Source organism: Achromobacter sp. Root83 (assembly GCF_001428845.1).
In the GTDB taxonomy this organism is placed as follows: domain Bacteria; phylum Pseudomonadota; class Gammaproteobacteria; order Burkholderiales; family Burkholderiaceae_B; genus Achromobacter.
In genome coordinates, this window is sequence record NZ_LMIU01000001.1 from 254,444 (window position 1) to 269,413 (window position 14,970).

17 protein-coding genes are annotated in these 14,970 nt (G+C 66.9%); 13 read left to right on the plus strand and 4 right to left on the minus strand.

The window, feature by feature from the left end:
• Nucleotides 1-37: 37 nt before the first annotated feature.
• Together ASE30_RS01115 and ASE30_RS01120 are read right to left on the minus strand one after the other, a co-directional pair.
• Nucleotides 38-715: an alpha/beta fold hydrolase gene (locus ASE30_RS01115; RefSeq protein ID WP_057282425.1), complete on the minus strand. Its 678-nt coding sequence runs from the start codon at nucleotides 713-715 to the stop codon at nucleotides 38-40.
• Nucleotides 712-1,917, minus strand: coding sequence for an aminotransferase class I/II-fold pyridoxal phosphate-dependent enzyme (locus ASE30_RS01120; protein WP_057282426.1), 1,206 nt, complete (start codon nucleotides 1,915-1,917; stop codon nucleotides 712-714). The genes ASE30_RS01115 and ASE30_RS01120 overlap by 4 nt, the downstream gene beginning before the upstream one ends.
• Nucleotides 1,918-2,097: 180 nt before the next feature.
• On the opposite strand from ASE30_RS01120, the gene ASE30_RS01125 reads away from it, so the two are divergent.
• From ASE30_RS01125 to ASE30_RS01170, 10 genes are all read left to right on the plus strand, one after another.
• A complete protein-coding gene (locus tag ASE30_RS01125; RefSeq protein WP_057282427.1) occupies nucleotides 2,098-3,366 on the plus strand; it encodes an adenosylmethionine--8-amino-7-oxononanoate transaminase in 1,269 nt (422 codons plus the stop codon).
• Between the two features lie 97 nt (nucleotides 3,367-3,463).
• A complete protein-coding gene (locus ASE30_RS01130; RefSeq protein ID WP_057283207.1) occupies nucleotides 3,464-4,438 on the plus strand; it encodes a hypothetical protein in 975 nt (324 codons plus the stop codon).
• Nucleotides 4,435-4,596 (plus strand): cbb3-type cytochrome oxidase assembly protein CcoS, encoded by a 162-nt coding sequence (gene ccoS, locus ASE30_RS01135; protein ID WP_057282428.1) that lies wholly within the window; start codon nucleotides 4,435-4,437, stop codon nucleotides 4,594-4,596. Before ASE30_RS01130 ends, ccoS begins: the two co-directional genes overlap by 4 nt.
• A 174-nt stretch (nucleotides 4,597-4,770) precedes the next feature.
• Nucleotides 4,771-6,264, plus strand: a complete 1,494-nt coding sequence (ccoN, locus tag ASE30_RS01140) for a cytochrome-c oxidase, cbb3-type subunit I (protein WP_057282429.1) — start codon at nucleotides 4,771-4,773, stop codon at nucleotides 6,262-6,264.
• Between the two features lie 10 nt (nucleotides 6,265-6,274).
• The gene (gene ccoO, locus ASE30_RS01145) at nucleotides 6,275-7,015 is read left to right on the plus strand and encodes a cytochrome-c oxidase, cbb3-type subunit II (RefSeq protein WP_057282430.1); all 741 of its coding nucleotides are present in this window, start codon (nucleotides 6,275-6,277) and stop codon (nucleotides 7,013-7,015) included.
• 2 nt (nucleotides 7,016-7,017) lie between these two features.
• Nucleotides 7,018-7,194, plus strand: a complete 177-nt coding sequence (locus ASE30_RS01150) for a cytochrome oxidase (RefSeq protein ID WP_056563017.1) — start codon at nucleotides 7,018-7,020, stop codon at nucleotides 7,192-7,194.
• Nucleotides 7,191-8,153, plus strand: a complete 963-nt coding sequence (gene ccoP, locus ASE30_RS01155; protein ID WP_057282431.1) for a cytochrome-c oxidase, cbb3-type subunit III — start codon at nucleotides 7,191-7,193, stop codon at nucleotides 8,151-8,153. The genes ASE30_RS01150 and ccoP overlap by 4 nt, the downstream gene beginning before the upstream one ends.
• A 73-nt stretch (nucleotides 8,154-8,226) precedes the next feature.
• Nucleotides 8,227-9,717, plus strand: coding sequence for a cytochrome c oxidase accessory protein CcoG (ccoG, locus tag ASE30_RS01160; protein ID WP_057282432.1), 1,491 nt, complete (start codon nucleotides 8,227-8,229; stop codon nucleotides 9,715-9,717).
• Nucleotides 9,718-9,736: 19 nt separating this feature from the next.
• Nucleotides 9,737-10,000, plus strand: a complete 264-nt coding sequence (locus ASE30_RS01165; RefSeq protein WP_057282433.1) for a FixH family protein — start codon at nucleotides 9,737-9,739, stop codon at nucleotides 9,998-10,000.
• A gap of 16 nt (nucleotides 10,001-10,016) precedes the next feature.
• Nucleotides 10,017-10,253: a hypothetical protein gene (locus ASE30_RS01170; RefSeq protein ID WP_057282434.1), complete on the plus strand. Its 237-nt coding sequence runs from the start codon at nucleotides 10,017-10,019 to the stop codon at nucleotides 10,251-10,253.
• Between the two features lie 3 nt (nucleotides 10,254-10,256).
• Here the strand turns inward: ASE30_RS01170 and ASE30_RS01175 are convergent, their stop codons facing one another.
• Together ASE30_RS01175 and ASE30_RS01180 are read right to left on the minus strand one after the other, a co-directional pair.
• The gene (locus tag ASE30_RS01175) at nucleotides 10,257-10,598 is read right to left on the minus strand and encodes a zinc ribbon domain-containing protein YjdM (protein WP_057282435.1); all 342 of its coding nucleotides are present in this window, start codon (nucleotides 10,596-10,598) and stop codon (nucleotides 10,257-10,259) included.
• Nucleotides 10,599-10,721: 123 nt separating this feature from the next.
• On the minus strand, nucleotides 10,722-11,651 hold the full coding sequence (locus ASE30_RS01180; protein ID WP_057282436.1) for a LysR family transcriptional regulator: 930 nt from the start codon (nucleotides 11,649-11,651) through the stop codon (nucleotides 10,722-10,724).
• 128 nt (nucleotides 11,652-11,779) lie between these two features.
• Between ASE30_RS01180 and ASE30_RS01185 the strand changes: the two genes are divergently transcribed.
• The 3 genes from ASE30_RS01185 to ASE30_RS01195 are packed head-to-tail and all read left to right on the plus strand — an operon-like array spanning nucleotide 11,780 to nucleotide 14,968.
• Entirely contained in the window at nucleotides 11,780-12,763 is a 984-nt protein-coding gene (locus ASE30_RS01185; RefSeq protein WP_057282437.1) for a tripartite tricarboxylate transporter substrate binding protein, read from the plus strand.
• Nucleotides 12,764-12,770: 7 nt separating this feature from the next.
• Complete coding sequence (locus tag ASE30_RS01190) at nucleotides 12,771-13,799, plus strand: 4-hydroxythreonine-4-phosphate dehydrogenase PdxA (RefSeq protein WP_057282438.1); 1,029 nt, start codon at nucleotides 12,771-12,773, stop codon at nucleotides 13,797-13,799.
• Complete coding sequence (locus tag ASE30_RS01195; RefSeq protein ID WP_057282439.1) at nucleotides 13,796-14,968, plus strand: L-rhamnonate dehydratase; 1,173 nt, start codon at nucleotides 13,796-13,798, stop codon at nucleotides 14,966-14,968. The genes ASE30_RS01190 and ASE30_RS01195 overlap by 4 nt, the downstream gene beginning before the upstream one ends.
• Nucleotides 14,969-14,970: the final 2 nt, after the last annotated feature.

A 14,970-nucleotide genomic window follows, 5' to 3' on the forward strand; every position in this document is an offset into this window, starting at 1 on the left:
GACCAACTTCATCGGGGCCGACGTCACGGGGTCAAGCTCATGATGCGGGCCCCAGGCGGGACGCGTAGGCGCGGATAAGGCCGGCGCACCAGCCCGGGTCCGACACGGGCAGCAGATGGCCGCCGTGCTCGCGCCAGTGCCGTTCATCGCCCGGGCGGGCGGGAAAGGCGGCTTCGGTCATCGCCGCGGAAACGATGGGATCGGCCTGGCCGGCCAGCATCAGAAGCGGCACGGGCAGCGCGGCAAGCGCCGCGCGCTGGTCTTCGTCGCGCAGCGCCTCCAGGTCTCGGGCCAGGGCCTCCATCCGGGGCTCGCCGAACGCGGATGGGTCGCCGCAACGCTGGCGGAAGTCCTGCAATACGGCGCCCGGCGCCTCGGACAGGCGCTTGCGCATGCGGTCCAGCATGCGCGGCGGCACGCCGGCGGCGAAGTCCGGCGCTGCCCCAAAGCGCGGAAATCCGTTGATCGACACCAGGCCCAGGCAAGAAGCCGGCAGGCCGCGCAACAGGCGCAGCATGCCCAGCGAGTGGCCGATGGCGATGACCGGGCCTTCGAGGGCTGGGGCTTGCGCGGGGCCGAAGTAACCGGCGTCGTCGACGGCCTGGGGCCAATCGGCCAGTTCCGCGCGCAACGGCGCCCAGACCGAAGCGTCGAAGGCCCATCCATGGGCGAACAGCAGCGTGGGGCGCACGGCCAGCGGAACGCTTGCCGTCATGCCAGCACCGCGGCAAAGCCGTCTATCAGTTGCGACACGTCGGCCTCGCGATGCGCGGCGCTGAGCGTGACGCGCAGCCGGCTGGTGCCGGCGGGCACCGTAGGCGGGCGGATCGCCACGGCCAGGAGGCCGCGTTGTTCCAGGGCGGCCGCCATCGCCAGCGCGCGGGCTTCGTCGCCCACGATGGCCGGCACGATCTGGGTGGACGATGCGCCGGTGTCCAGGCCCATGCCTTGCAGCGCGGCGCGCAACCGCGCACCGCTGGCCGCCAGCCGGGCGCGCTCGGCGTCCAGCGCGGGCACCAGATCCAGCGCGGCGTCCATGGCGCCCAGGACCGCGGGCGGCAGCGCCGTTGTGTAGATGAAGCCCGAGCAGGTGTTGATCAGGAAGTCGCACATCGCCCGCGACCCGGCGACATAGGCGCCGAAACCGCCCAGCGCCTTGCTGAAGGTGCCCATGGCCAGATCGATCCGGCCGGGAGCCAGGCCGGCCAGGCCCATGCCTCCGGGGCCCAGCACGCCAGTGGCGTGCGCCTCGTCCAGGTAGACAAAGGCCTGATAGCGGTCGGCCAGATCCGCCAGCCGGGCCACATCGGTCCGGTCGCCGTCCATGCTGAACACGCTCTCCGTGACGATGAACCGGGTGACCGGCTTGCCGGCGGCCGGGGGCTCGTCTTCAACTCCCCCGGCCCTGGACGCCAGCAGGCGCTCCAGATGGTCCAGGTCGTTGTGGCGGAAGCGGATCTGCCGGACGCCCGCGGCCTGGCAGCCGTGGTGCAGGCTGGCATGGTTGAGCTTGTCGGCGTACAGCTCCACCTCGCCCTGGCTGGCGGCCGCGCGCAGCAGGGCGGGCAGCACGGCCGCGTTGGCCTGCCAGCCCGAGGCCAGCAGCAGGGCGGCTTCCGTGCCTTTAAGCCGGGCCAGCTTGGCCTCCACCTGCTCGTGCAGGTCCAGGTTGCCGCAGACCAGCCGCGAGGCCTGTGCGCCCGCGCCGTGACGGGCCGCCCATTCGCGGGCGCGTTCGATCAGCAGCGGGTGCCTGGACAGGCCCAGGTAGTCATTGCTGGAAAAGTTCAGGGCGGGCGCGCCGTTCAGCACGATGCGCCCGGCCGGGGCGGCCGAGGCGGTGCGCAGGCGGCGGCGCACACGGCGCGTTTCGGCCTGCGCCAATTCAAAGGAAAAAAGCGAATCCAGCTTTGACATCAAGATATCCGGCAGCGGCCAGGGGCCTGCCGGCCGCAAGGCGTGAGGCAGGCGCGGGCGCGGGGGCGGCCGCGCCAGGCCGTAGAATGCGGGCCATTGTAGTGGAGGTGCGCAAGCCGCCTTTGCCGGCGGAAGCGCCGGAAAGCCGGCCGCGCGCCGCCGGTTTTCGAGAGGTGAACCATGCACGCGCCCGACTGGATGGCCCAGGGCCAACCCCATATCTGGCTTCCCTATGCCCAGATGAAGACGGCGACGCCGCCCTTGCCCGTGGTGCGCAGCCACGGCAGCCGCCTGGAACTGGCCGACGGCCGCAGCCTGATCGACGGGGTGGCGTCGTGGTGGACGGCCTGCCACGGCTATAACCATCCGCACATCGCCCAGGCCGTGCGCGCGCAGCTCGACGCCATGCCGCACGTGATGTTCGGCGGGCTGACCCACGAACCCGCGCTGACCCTGGCCCGCCGCCTGGCCAGCCTGCTGGGTCCGGGCCTGGACCGGGTCTTCTATACGGACTCCGGCTCCGTGGCGGTGGAGGTCGCCATGAAAATGGCCCTGCAATTCTGGCTGAACCAGGGCGAGCGCGGCCGCGGCCGGTTCCTGGCGTTCCGGGGCGGCTACCACGGCGACACCTTCGGCACCATGGCGGTGTGCGACCCCGACGACGGCATGCACAGCCTGTACCGGGGCATGCTGGCCGAGCACGATATCGTCGACCTGCCGCGCGACGAGGCCGGGCTGGCCCGACTGGACGCGTGGCTGGAAACCCGCGCGTCCCAATTGGCGGGGATACTGGTCGAGCCGCTGGTGCAGGGCGCGGGCGGCATGCTGCTGCATGACCCGGAAGTGCTGCGCCGCCTGCGCCGTGTGGCGGACAAGCACGGCCTGTTGCTGATCTTCGACGAGATCTTCACCGGTTTCGGCCGCACCGGGACCCTGTTCGCCTTCGAGCAGGCGGGTATCCGGCCCGACATCATCACGCTGTCCAAGGCGCTGACCGGCGGCACCTTGCCGCTGGCCGCCACGGTGGCCAGCGAACGGGTGTTCCAGGCGTTCTGGTCCGACGATCCCGCGCACGCGCTGATGCATGGCCCCACCTTCATGGGCAATGCGCTGGCCTGCGCGGCGGCCAACGCGTCGCTGGACCTGTTCGAGACACAGCCCCGGCTGGCGCAGGCGCAAGCGATATCGGCGGCCCTGGCCGCCGGCCTGGCGCCCTGCCGTGAGCTGCCCTGGGTGCGCGACGTGCGCGTGCTCGGCGCGATCGGCGTGGTCGAACTGGACGGCATCGCCGACCGCGAAGCCCTGAAGCGGCGGCTGGTCGAGGCGGGCGTCTGGGTGCGTCCTTTTGGCAATGTGGTCTACCTGACCCCGGCGCTGACCATCGGCGAAGAGGACCTGGCCACGCTGACGCGGGCCGTGGCGGACGTCCTGCGCCGGCAGCGTCCCTGAACCCCGGGGGGCCGGCGCGGCGTTGCGCCGGCAAACCGCGAAAGGCGCCTTGATCCATATCAAGGCGCCGGCGCGTAGCGCTGGTTACCATCGGCGCATGCGTGCAAAATCGATTTTCGCCGTCCCGGCCCACCTGCCCGATGCCGACCGCCAGCAGCGCCGCCATGCGCTGGTGCGCCTGTCGCTGGCGTGGCTGGCGATGATGCAGGTGATGATGTTCGCGTGGCCCGGCTACCTGCGCCACGAAGACATGCCCGCCGACGCGCTGGAAACGCTGGACTGGGCCATCGTCCTGATGAACTGGGCCAGCTTCGCGCTGACGGTGCCGGTGGTGCTGTATTCCGCCTGGCCCATCTGGCGCCACGCGGGCGACAACCTGCGCCACGGCCGAGCCGGCATGGACGTGCCGGTGGCGCTGGGTATCGTTGCCGCTTTCATTCCCAGCGTGCATGCCACCTACACGGGCGTGGGCGAGGTGTACTTCGATTCCGTCACGATGTTCGTGGCCTTCCTGCTGACCGCGCGCTACCTGGAGCTGTGCGCCCGCCAGTCGTTCGGCGGCGCGGCCGGCGGCCAGCGCCACGCCCGCGTCGAGGCGCAACGCCTGCGATTGGGCGCGCGCGCCGACCGCCTGGCCTCGCGCTTCGTCCTGATCCAGGTTGCGCTGGCGCTGGCCGCCGCGGCCGGCTGGGCCTATATCGACCCCGCGCACAGCATCCCCGTGATGGTGGCCTTGCTGGTGATGAGCTGTCCGTGCGCGATGTCGATGGCGGTGCCCACCGCCATGGCCTCCGCCCATTCCGCGCTGGCGGCGCATCCGAACATGCCCGAGGCGGCGCTGGACGCGCTGTTGGACGAGGCGCGGCGCAAGGCCCGTCAGAACCTGAATGGCTCGCTGGCCTGGCATCTGCTGATGACGCCGCTGGCGCTGGCGGGCTGGGTCACGCCCTGGCTGGCCGCGATCACCATGCTGGTGTCGTCGCTGGCGGTCGCCTACAACTCCTGGCGCCTGTGCCGCCGCGACTGGTCGGGCGAACCCGCGGCCGGCGGCGCGCTGGAAGCGGCGCGATGACCATTCTCTACCTGCTGCTGCCGCTGTCGCTGTTGTTCGTGCTGGCCATCGGGGTATCGCTGTGGTGGGCCGTGTTCAACGGCCAGTACGACGATACCGACAACGCCGGCACGGCCATCCTCCGCGACGACGACAGCGGCGCCGCCAGCCGTCACTGAGCAGCGCCCCAAGGGCCGCCGCAAGCCTTTTCACGGGTGGATACCCCTTTCGCTGTTGCGGTTATGCCGCTATGTCTAAGCCGTCGCTGTGCGATTGATCCAGATCAACGCCGACACGGGTGACTAGTCCCATCATCGAACCCTGGAGCTATTTGTTACTTTAGGGGAAGGGTGATGAACGATTGCGCCGCAATCGCAAGCAAGGCCGATACCTTCAACTACAAGGTCGTGAGGCAGTTCGCGCTCATGACGGTGGTTTGGGGCATAGTCGGCATGGCTGTAGGCGTTTTTATCGCCGCGCAGCTTATTTGGCCGCAGTTGAACTTTGACACCGCATGGCTGAGCTACGGCCGCCTGCGTCCGCTGCACACCAACGCGGTGATTTTCGCGTTCGGCGGCAGCGCACTGTTCACGACGTCGTACTACGTGGTTCAACGCACCTGTCAGGCGCGCCTGTTTTGCGGCCCGCTGGCCGCGTTCACGTTCTGGGGCTGGCAGATCGTCATCGTCGCCGCCGCCATCACCTTGCCGATGGGTTTCACCAGCAGCAAGGAATACGCCGAACTGGAATGGCCCATCGACATCCTGATCACGCTGGTCTGGGTGGCCTACGCCATCGTGTTCTTCGGCACCATCATCAAGCGCCGGTCCAAGCACATCTACGTGGCCAACTGGTTCTTCGGCTCGTACATCCTCACCATCGCCATCCTGCACATCTTCAATAACATCGAGATGCCGGTGTCGCTGTGGAAGTCCTATTCCGCCTACTCCGGCGTGCAGGACGCCATGGTGCAGTGGTGGTACGGCCACAACGCGGTGGGCTTCTTCCTGACCACCAGCTTCCTGGGCATGATGTATTACTTCGTGCCCAAGCAGGCCGGCCGTCCCATCTATTCGTACCGCCTGTCCATCGTCCACTTCTGGGCGCTGGCCTTCACCTACATGTGGGCGGGCCCGCACCATCTGCTGTACACGTCTTTGCCCGACTGGACCCAGTCGCTGGGCATGACCTTCTCGCTGATCCTGCTGGCGCCTTCGTGGGGCGGCATGATCAACGGCATCATGACCCTGCAGGGCGCCTGGTACAAGCTGCGCACCGACCCGATCCTGAAGTTCATGGTCACCGCGCTGTCGTTCTACGGCATGTCGACCTTCGAAGGCTCGATGATGTCGATCCGCACGGTCAACGCGCTGTCGCACTACACGGACTGGACCATCGGCCACGTGCACTCCGGCGCGCTGGGCTGGGTTGCCATGATCTCCTTCGGCTCGCTCTACTACCTGATCCCGCGCCTGTACGGCCGTGAAAAGATGCACAGCGTGAAGGCCATCGAACTGCATTTCTGGATCGCGACCATCGGCGTGGTGCTGTATATCGCCGCCATGTGGATCGCCGGCGTGCAGCAGGGCCTGATGTGGCGCGACACCGCTCCCGACGGCACGCTGGTCTACAGCTTCGTCGAAGAACTGAAGACGCGCGTCCCGTACTACCTGATCCGTTTGCTGGGTGGCACCTTGTTCTTGTGCGGCGTGTTCGTCATGGCCTGGAACGTGTGGAAGACGGTGAGCGGCGCGCAGCCGGTCAACCCCGCCATTCCGCAAGACGATCCCCACGCCGCCCGCGCGCCGGCCGCCGCTGCCGCGGCGCCCGTGCCGGCTACTGTTTGACGAGGACATCATGGCCAACAAGAAACCTGGCTTCTTTACCCACCAGACCCTCGAGAAGAACATCGGCTGGATGATCATCGCCAGCATCCTGGTCGTGTCCTTCGCGGGGCTGGTCCAGATCATCCCGCTGTTCTTCCAGCACAGCACCACCCAGCCCGTGGCGGGCGTCGAACCCTACAGCGCGCTGCGGCTGATGGGCCGCGACGTCTACATCCGCGAAGGCTGCGTGGGCTGCCACTCGCAACAGGTGCGCGTGCTGGCCGCCGAAGTGCAGCGCTACGGTTCGTACTCGATCGCCTCGGAATCGGTGTTCGATCACCCGTTCCTGTGGGGCTCCAAGCGTACCGGTCCCGATCTGGCTCGCGTGGGCGAACGCTACTCCGATGACTGGCACCGCATCCACCTGCGCGATCCGCGCAAGGTGGTGCCGGAGTCCAACATGCCCGCCTATCCCTGGCTGGAAAAGACGGTCATCACCGGCCAGAACGTAGAGCAGCGCATGCGCGCCCTGCGCACGCTGGGCGTGCCGTACACCGACGAGGAAATCGCCGCCGCGCCCAAGGCCATCGAAGGCAAGACGGAAGAGGACGCGCTGGTCGCCTATCTGCAGGGCATGGGCGTGGGCGTGCGCAAGGCCCAGCTTGCCAAGCAGGCCGAACAGGCCAAGAAGGCGGAAGAGGCCAAGAAGGCTCAACAGCCCGCTGCCCAGTCCGCCGTGCAGCCCGCCGCGCAAGCGGCGGCGGGAGGCTGATCATGGTGGGCTACCTGAGCGCAATCGTCACCGCCATCTCGATGGCAACCTTTTTCGGCATCGTCTGGTGGGCCTGCTCGCGCGGCCGCCAGGGCGCCAACCGCGAATCGGCCATGTTGCCGTTCGCACTGCCCGATGAATTCGGGCAGGCACAACAAGATGGAGCGAATCGGTCATGAGCGATTTCGTTAATGGCTTCTGGGGATATTTCATCTCGATCGTCGCCGTGGGCGGCGTGGTCTGGTGCGTCTGGCTGCTGTACACGCAGCGCCGCTGGCTCAGCTCCAAGCCCGCCAACGGCCAGGTCGAGGACACGGGCCACGTCTGGGACGGCGACCTGACCGAGCTCAACAACCCGGTCCCCACCTGGTGGACCTGGATGTACCTGCTGGCATGCGCGTTCGCGCTGGGCTATCTGTTCCTGATGCCCGGACTGGGCCAGTACAAGGGTCAGCTCGGCTACAGCAGCACCGAAGAGGTCGCGCAGCAGCAGGCGAAGATGGCCGAGGCTGTCCGTCCCATCTACGCGCGCTTCGAGACCATGACGGTGCCGCAGATCGCCCAGGATCCGGGCGCCCGCGAAATCGGCCAGCGCCTGTTCCTGAACACCTGCGCGCAGTGCCACGGTTCGGACGCGAAGGGCGCGCCCAGCTTCCCCAACCTGGCGGACGGAGACTGGCTGCACGGCGGCTCGCCCGAGTCCATCATGCAGACCATCAAGGAAGGCCGCCACGGCGTGATGCCTCCCTGGAAGGACTCGATCGATCCCAAGATGGCGGGCGACATCGCGCAATACGTGCGTTCGCTGTCCGGCCTGACGGCGGATCCGGTGCGCGTGTTCCGGGGCAAGCGCGACTACGGCAACTTCTGCGTCGCCTGTCACGGTGTCGACGGCAAGGGCAACCAGCTCGTGGGCGCGCCGAACCTCACGGACGACGTCTGGCTGTACGGCAGTTCGGAAGCGACCATCGTCAAGACGATCCTGGACGGCCGCGACAACCGCATGCCGGCGCACGAGCACATCCTGAGTCCCGAGCAGATCAAGATCCTGACTGCCTGGGTCTGGGGGCTGTCCAACAAGCCGGATGCGCAGAAGCAGGCGGCGGCAGGCGCCGCCGAGCCGGCCACGGTGAAGTAGCGGGCCGCGCCACATAGATGGGGGTCCGCGGCGCGGCCCCCATATCACTTGGACTTACAGTACGGAGCAGCAAATGGAAGATGGGTCAACCGCAAGCGTCGGCAGTTCGCCCGGCGGTGACCCGCCGCCCTGGCGGCCGCATACGCGGCCGCCGCGTCCCGGCCAGGAAACCCTGGAACAGACGCTGGCGGGGGTGCGCAGCAAGATCTATCCGCGATCCGTCAGCGGCATCTTCGCCCGCTGGCGCATCGCGTTCGTCTTTATCACCCAGATCATCTTCTACGGCCTGCCGTGGCTGCAATGGAACGGGCGGCAAGCCGTGCTGTTCGACCTGGGCGCGCGCAAGTTCTACCTGTTCGGCCTGGTGCTGTGGCCGCAAGACGTCGTCTACCTGGCCGTGCTGCTGGTCATCTCGGCGCTGGCGCTGTTCCTGTTCACCGCGGTGGCCGGACGCCTGTTCTGCGGCTACGCCTGTCCGCAGACCGTCTATACCGAAATCTTCATGTGGATCGAGCGCAAGGTCGAAGGCGACCGCATCGCGCGCATCCGCCTGGACGAGTCGCCGTGGAGCTGGCGCAAGGTCCGCCTGAAGTTCACCAAGCACTTCCTGTGGATCGCGCTGGCGTGGTGGACCGGATCCACCTTCATCGGCTATTTCGCGCCCATCCGCGAACTGGGCCACGAGCTCTTCGCGCTGCAGCTTGGGGGCTGGCAATGGTTCTGGATGCTGTTCTACGGCTTGGCCACCTGGGGCAACGCCGGCTTCCTGCGCGAATCGGTGTGCAAATACATGTGCCCGTACGCCCGCTTCCAGAGCGTGATGGTGGACCCGGACACCTTCGTGGTCACCTACGACAAGCGCCGCGGCGATCCGCGCGGCAGCCGTTCGCGCAAGGTCGACCACAAGGCCGCGGGCCTGGGCGATTGCGTCGATTGCAGCCTGTGCGTGCAGGTCTGTCCCACGGGCATCGACATCCGCGACGGGCTGCAATACATGTGCATCGGCTGCGGGGCCTGCATCGACGCCTGCGAACAGGTGATGGACAAGATGCAGTACGAGCCCGGCCTGATCCGCTACACCTCGGAGCGCGCCATGCTGGAAGGGTTGCCGGCCAAGACCGCGCGTTCGCACCTGCTGCGCCCGCGCGTGCTGATCTACGGCACGATGATCCTGCTGCTGGCGGTGGCCTTCGTGGTGTCGCTGGTGGTGCGCAACCCCTTGCGCGTGGACGTCATCCGTGACCGCGGGGTGCTGGGCCGCGAAGTCGCCGGCGGCCTGATCGAAAACGTCTACCGGCTGCAGATCATCAATACGTCCGACACGCCGATGCGCCTGCGCCTGACGGCGGAGGGCATGCCGGGCCTGGCGGTGCTGGCCGGCCAGCAGGGCTCCGAGGAGGTCGAGGTGGAAGCCGCGGCCAACAAGCTGCTGCCCATGGTCATCCGCGCCCCGGCCGGCGCCGCGCCGGGCGCGCATCCGATCACGCTGCGCGCGCGCGGGCAGGACGGCGAAAGCCGGACGGTCGAGACCGACGAAGCCGCCAGTTTTTACGTGCCCGATTAAGCAAAACAAGGATATCGATATGAATGCCGCGCAAATCGCCAACGCGCCTTCCCATCCCGCCAAACCCTGGTATCGCGAACCCTGGCCATGGATCCTGATGGCGGGTCCGTTCGCGGCCATGGTAGGCTGCTTCGTCACGATCTATTTCGCGGTGACGCAGTTTGGCAATCAGCCCATCCAGGACGGCGTCGTCAAGCGTGGGCTGGTCATCGAGCAGGCCGCGGGCAAGGCCGCCGAGGGCGTTACGTCCTTGAACGCCGGCGCCGCGCCCGCCAAACCTTGACAGAAAGAGAGCACGCATGGGATTGCGATCGCTGATGTGGATCTTGTGGCCGTCTTTTCTGGCCGCCGCGGCGGGAAGCGCGCTGATCTTCGCCCTGATAGACCCGCTGGACGTCGCCATCTTCGGCCACGTCCCCACGGGCAGGACGGGTTTCTATACCGTGTCGTTCTTCGTGCTGTGGGTGATGGCGGGGCTGTCCAGCACCCTGACGGCCTATCTGATGCCCAAGGTCGAAGAGGACGAGGACTTCTGAGGCTCAGGCCTTCCTGACGAACTCGGTCTTCAGGCTCATGGGGCCGAAGCCATCGATCTTGCAGTCGATGTCGTGGTCGCTGTCGACGAGGCGTATGCCCTTGACCTTGGTGCCCATCTTGATCACGCCGCCCGAACCCTTGAGCTTCAGGTCCTTGATGACGGTGACGGTGTCGCCGTCCTGCAGGACGTTGCCCGCGGCGTCGCGGTAGACCTTGCCGGCGTCTTCCGCCGCCGCCTCGGCCTGCGCCGGCCACTCGTGCGCACATTCCGGACAGACGAAAAGCGTACCGTCCTGGTAGGTGAATGCGGATTGGCATTGGGGGCAGGAAGGCAGTGCGCTCACGGTTGAACCTCGAGTAAATGGCGCGCATGTCGCGCAACCCCGAAGTATACGTTGCCGCGCGGGTGTAAAACCCCTTGAAACCCCTTTAAAAAGGCCTGCGGGGTGATGGCCCCTGCATTGCCGTCATGCCGCGCCGCCGTGCAACAAACCCACGAAATCCCGGGCCGGCGCGCTTAGCGGACGGTCCCGGGGCACGATGCTGCCGAAGGCCGTCAAGGTCTGCCGGATCCGGTACGGCAGGATGGCCAGCAGGCCATGCGCGGCATAGCGGCTGGCCACCGACTCGGGAATGACGCCGAGCATCGTGGACTTCATCGCCAGGTTCGTGGTGGTCAGGATGGAAGCCGACTCGATCAGCCCCTGCGGCGTCGTGGCGTTGTGCGAACGGAACTCCTGTTCTATCACATCGCGCATCGGGCTGCCGTGCGGCTGCAAGACCCAGGGATAGGCCTGCATGGCCTCGAAGCTCACGCGTTTGCGGCCGGCCAGCGGATGGTCCACGGCGGCGATCACCGACAGCGCCTCGTCGCCGATGGGGCGGAAGCGGTAGTGGCGGTCCGACAGGGTCAGCATGCGTCCGATCACCACATCCAGCTTGCCTTCGTTCATGCGCCCGATCAGCAGGTCGCTGGTGCCGGTGGATATTTCCACGGACAGCAGCGGGTAGATCCGCTTCAGGCTGAGCAGGGCGTCGGTCAGGTGGCCGGGCGACGCCGCCATGATGCTGCCGATCAGGAGCTTGCCCGCGCTGCCCAGGCGCAATTCCTCGAGCTCGCGGGCCAGGGACGACACCGTTCCGCGCATGCCCCGGAAGTATCCCATCACGCATTCGCCGGGCGCGGTCAGCGCCAGGCCGCGTCCCACCCTTTCGAACAGCGGCTGGCCGATGGCCAGTTCCAGTTCGTGCAGCATCTTGCTGGCGGCGGACTGGGTCATGTTGAGCTGCGCCGCCGCGGCGCGCAGCGTGCCGCGCTCTTCGATGGCCAGCAGCAGCACGATCTGCCGCATGCGCAGCCGGGACAGCAGGGCGGGGACGTTCTGGGTGCGTTCCATGATTGATCGCCTGAGGTGAACGGTTGGTGCAAAAGTTTCATTTTACGGAAACAGATCTTCTTTCTAAGATTGACGCATAAGAAATCCCCGCGCCGCGGGAAAAAAAACGATCAATCAAGGAGACAACCATGAAGATCCGCGTATACGCCGCGTTGGCGGCAGGCGCCCTGTGCCTGTCGGCCCTGGCGCCCCTGGCATCGGCGCAGTCGTCCGCCGCCGACTGGCCCGCCAAGCCGCTGCGGCTGCTGGTGGGGTCCGCCCCGGGCGGCGGCACCGACGCCATGGCGCGCGCCGTGGCGGACAAGCTGGGGCCCCTGCTCAAGCAGACCGTCGTGGTCGAGAACAAGCCCGGCGCGTCCAATACGCTGGCCGCCGACCTGGCCGCCAAGTCGACGGACGGCCATACCCTGGTCATGGGCGTGTCCACCGCGCATGCGATCGCGCCGCATCTGCTGAAGCTTTCCTATGACAATGACCGCGACCTGACGCCGGTGGTGTTCGTGGGCGCCGTGCCGAACATCCTGGTGGTCAACAACCAGGTGCCGGCCAAGTCGGTGCAGGAGCTGATCGCGCTGCTCAAGAGCAAGCCGGGCGAATACAACTTCGCCAGCAGCGGATCGGGCAGCACGCAGCACATCGCGGCCGAACTCTTCAAGGACGCCACCGGCGTCCAGATGACGCACATCCCCTATCGCGGCAGCGGTCCGGCCATGGTCGACCTGATGGGCGGGCAGGTGCAGATCGCCTTTGAAACCGCGTCGTCGGTGATTCCGCACATCAAGAGCGGCAAGGTGCGCGCGCTGGCTGTATTGAGCGCCAAGCGCAACCCCCAACTGCCCGACATGCCGACGATGGCCGAGGCCGGCGTGCCCGGCGTGGAGATGAGCGCCTGGTACGGCATCTACATGCCCAGCGCCACCCCGGCCGCCGTCCAGAAGCGCATCCATGACGCGGTCAACAGCATCATTGCGCTGCCCGACACCCAGACCCGGCTGCTGGCGATCGGCGCCGACATCAGTCCGATGAGCCAGGAGCAGTTCGCGCAGTTCCACAAGGCCGAGAACCAGCGCTACGCCGGCATCATCAAGAAAAACAACATTTCTGTGGAATGACCCCATCATGACTACGCAGCAGAAACCCGTTGTCGCCCTGACGCTGGGCGACCCGGCCGGCATCGGCCCCGAACTGATCGCGCGCCTGCTCGCCATGCCGGAAGCGGCGCGGCGGGCCAACATCGTGCTGGCGGGCGACGCCTGGCTGTGGCGCGAGGGGCAGCGGGTGGCGGGCGTGCAGATCCCGACGCGGCCCGTGGACAGTTTCGAGGCGGTGCGCGGCCGGCCGGACGACGGCATGCCCGCCTGGCTGGAGATGGATACGGTCAGCCCCGCGCAGGTGCGCATCGGCCAGGCCCAGGCGCCGGGCGGCGCGTCCGTGCTGCGGGTGCTCGACGCCTGCATGGACGCGGCGCTTGGCGGACACATCGACGCCATCTGCTTCGCGCCGCTGAACAAGTACGCGATGAAGCTGGGCGGCCTGCGGCATGGCGACGAGCTGCACCACTTCGCGCAGTACCTGGGCGTGACGGACTACTTCTGCGAATTCAATACGCTGGGCGATCTGTGGACGGCGCGCGTGTCGTCGCATATTCCATTGAAGGACGCGGCCGCGGCGCTGAGCATCGACGGCATCAAGGCCGCCACCCGGCTGATCTCCCGGTCCCTGCAGGCCAACGGTATCGAGGCGCCGCGCGTCGCCGTGGCGGCATTCAATCCGCACGGCGGCGACGGCGGCACCTGCGGCCGGGAAGAGGTCGACATCATTGCTCCCGCCGTGCGGCAGTTGAATCAGGAAGGGCTGCCGGTGCAGGGGCCGTTTCCCGCCGACACCATCTTCCTGAAGGCGCAGGCGGGCGAGTTCCAGGCCATCGTCACCATGTATCACGACCAGGGGCAGATCGCGATCAAGCTGCTGGGCTTTTCGCGCGGCGTGACGGTGCAGGGCGGCCTGCCCATTCCCATCGCCACGCCCGCGCACGGCACCGCCTACGACATCGCCGGCCAGGGCCGCGCCAATGCCGACGCCATGTGGCAAGCCTTTCAGATCGCGTGCCGCATGGGCACGACCACCTTGAGCAGGAACCCGTCATGAAAATCAAATCCGTCCGCGCGCGTGTCTACGAATGGACCGGCAAGACCGTGCCGCCGCAAGGCAACTTCTGCTCCAACGCCATGGACCTGCTGTATTCCGGCCAGGAAACCATGAGCACCTTCCGCTTTCACGGCTGGACCGTCGTTGAAGTGGAAACGGACGATGGCATCGTCGGGCTGGGCAACGTGGCGCTGGCGCCGCGCGTGGCCAAGGCCATCGTGGACCAGTACCTGGCCCCGCTCGTCATCGGGCAGGATCCCTGGGACTACGAGTACCTGTGGCAGCGCATGTACCGGTCCACGCACGCCTGGGGCCGCAAGGGCGTGACGATGGCGGCCATCTCGGCCATCGATCTGGCCATCTGGGACATTCTTGGAAAATCGGTGAACAAGCCGGTCTTCAAGCTGCTGGGCGGGCGCACCAAGGAGAAGATTCCTGTCTACTACTCCAAGCTGTACCGCACCGACCTGAAGGCGATGCAGGAAGAGGCGCAGACCTACCTGGACCAGGGCTTCACCGCGTTCAAGATGCGCTTTGGCTACGGCCCGGCGCATCTGCAGAAGGGCGTCTCGGAAAACCTGAAATCGGTCGAGGCCGTGCGCGAAGTGATCGGCTACGACACCGACCTGATGCTGGAATGCTACATGGGCTGGAACCTGGAGTACGCCAAGCGCATCCTGCCAAAACTGGAAAAGTTCGAGCCGCGCTGGCTGGAAGAACCGGTCATTGCGGACGACATCGACGGCTATGCGGAACTGAACCAGCTCACCTCGATTCCTATTTCCGGCGGCGAGCACGAATTCTCGCTGTACGGCTTCAAGCAACTGCTGGACCGCAAGGCGGTGTCGGTGGTGCAGTACGACACCAACCGGGTGGGCGGCATCACGGCGGCGCACAAGATCAACGCGCTGTGCGAAGCCTATAGCGTGCCGGTCATTCCGCACGCGGGCCAGATGCACAACTACCATCTCACGATGAGCACGCTGGCCTCGCCCATGAGCGAATACTTCCCGATGTTCGATGTCGAGGTCGGCAACGAGCTGTTCTATTACATCTTCGATGGCGAGCCGGTGGCCAAGGAAGGGTTCATCGATCTCGACGACAGCAAGCCCGGCCTGGGCCTCACGCTGAAGACCGAATATCTCAACGACTTCAACATCATCGAGTAGGC

Excerpts from the sequence above, each read along its gene's own strand:
- ASE30_RS01115 (WP_057282425.1), bottom strand. The coding sequence starts at position 715 with ATGACGGCAAGCGTTCCGCTGGCCGTGCGCCCCACGCTGCTGTTCGCC.
- ASE30_RS01120 (WP_057282426.1), bottom strand. The coding sequence starts at position 1,917 with ATGTCAAAGCTGGATTCGCTTTTTTCCTTTGAATTGGCGCAGGCCGAA.
- ASE30_RS01125 (WP_057282427.1), top strand. The coding sequence starts at position 2,098 with ATGCACGCGCCCGACTGGATGGCCCAGGGCCAACCCCATATCTGGCTT.
- ASE30_RS01130 (WP_057283207.1), top strand. The coding sequence starts at position 3,464 with ATGCGTGCAAAATCGATTTTCGCCGTCCCGGCCCACCTGCCCGATGCC.
- ccoS (WP_057282428.1), top strand. The coding sequence starts at position 4,435 with ATGACCATTCTCTACCTGCTGCTGCCGCTGTCGCTGTTGTTCGTGCTG.
- ccoN (WP_057282429.1), top strand. The coding sequence starts at position 4,771 with ATGAACGATTGCGCCGCAATCGCAAGCAAGGCCGATACCTTCAACTAC.
- ccoO (WP_057282430.1), top strand. The coding sequence starts at position 6,275 with ATGGCCAACAAGAAACCTGGCTTCTTTACCCACCAGACCCTCGAGAAG.
- ASE30_RS01150 (WP_056563017.1), top strand. The coding sequence starts at position 7,018 with ATGGTGGGCTACCTGAGCGCAATCGTCACCGCCATCTCGATGGCAACC.
- ccoP (WP_057282431.1), top strand. The coding sequence starts at position 7,191 with ATGAGCGATTTCGTTAATGGCTTCTGGGGATATTTCATCTCGATCGTC.
- ccoG (WP_057282432.1), top strand. The coding sequence starts at position 8,227 with ATGGAAGATGGGTCAACCGCAAGCGTCGGCAGTTCGCCCGGCGGTGAC.
- ASE30_RS01165 (WP_057282433.1), top strand. The coding sequence starts at position 9,737 with ATGAATGCCGCGCAAATCGCCAACGCGCCTTCCCATCCCGCCAAACCC.
- ASE30_RS01170 (WP_057282434.1), top strand. The coding sequence starts at position 10,017 with ATGGGATTGCGATCGCTGATGTGGATCTTGTGGCCGTCTTTTCTGGCC.
- ASE30_RS01180 (WP_057282436.1), bottom strand. The coding sequence starts at position 11,651 with ATGGAACGCACCCAGAACGTCCCCGCCCTGCTGTCCCGGCTGCGCATG.
- ASE30_RS01185 (WP_057282437.1), top strand. The coding sequence starts at position 11,780 with ATGAAGATCCGCGTATACGCCGCGTTGGCGGCAGGCGCCCTGTGCCTG.
- ASE30_RS01190 (WP_057282438.1), top strand. The coding sequence starts at position 12,771 with ATGACTACGCAGCAGAAACCCGTTGTCGCCCTGACGCTGGGCGACCCG.
- ASE30_RS01195 (WP_057282439.1), top strand. The coding sequence starts at position 13,796 with ATGAAAATCAAATCCGTCCGCGCGCGTGTCTACGAATGGACCGGCAAG.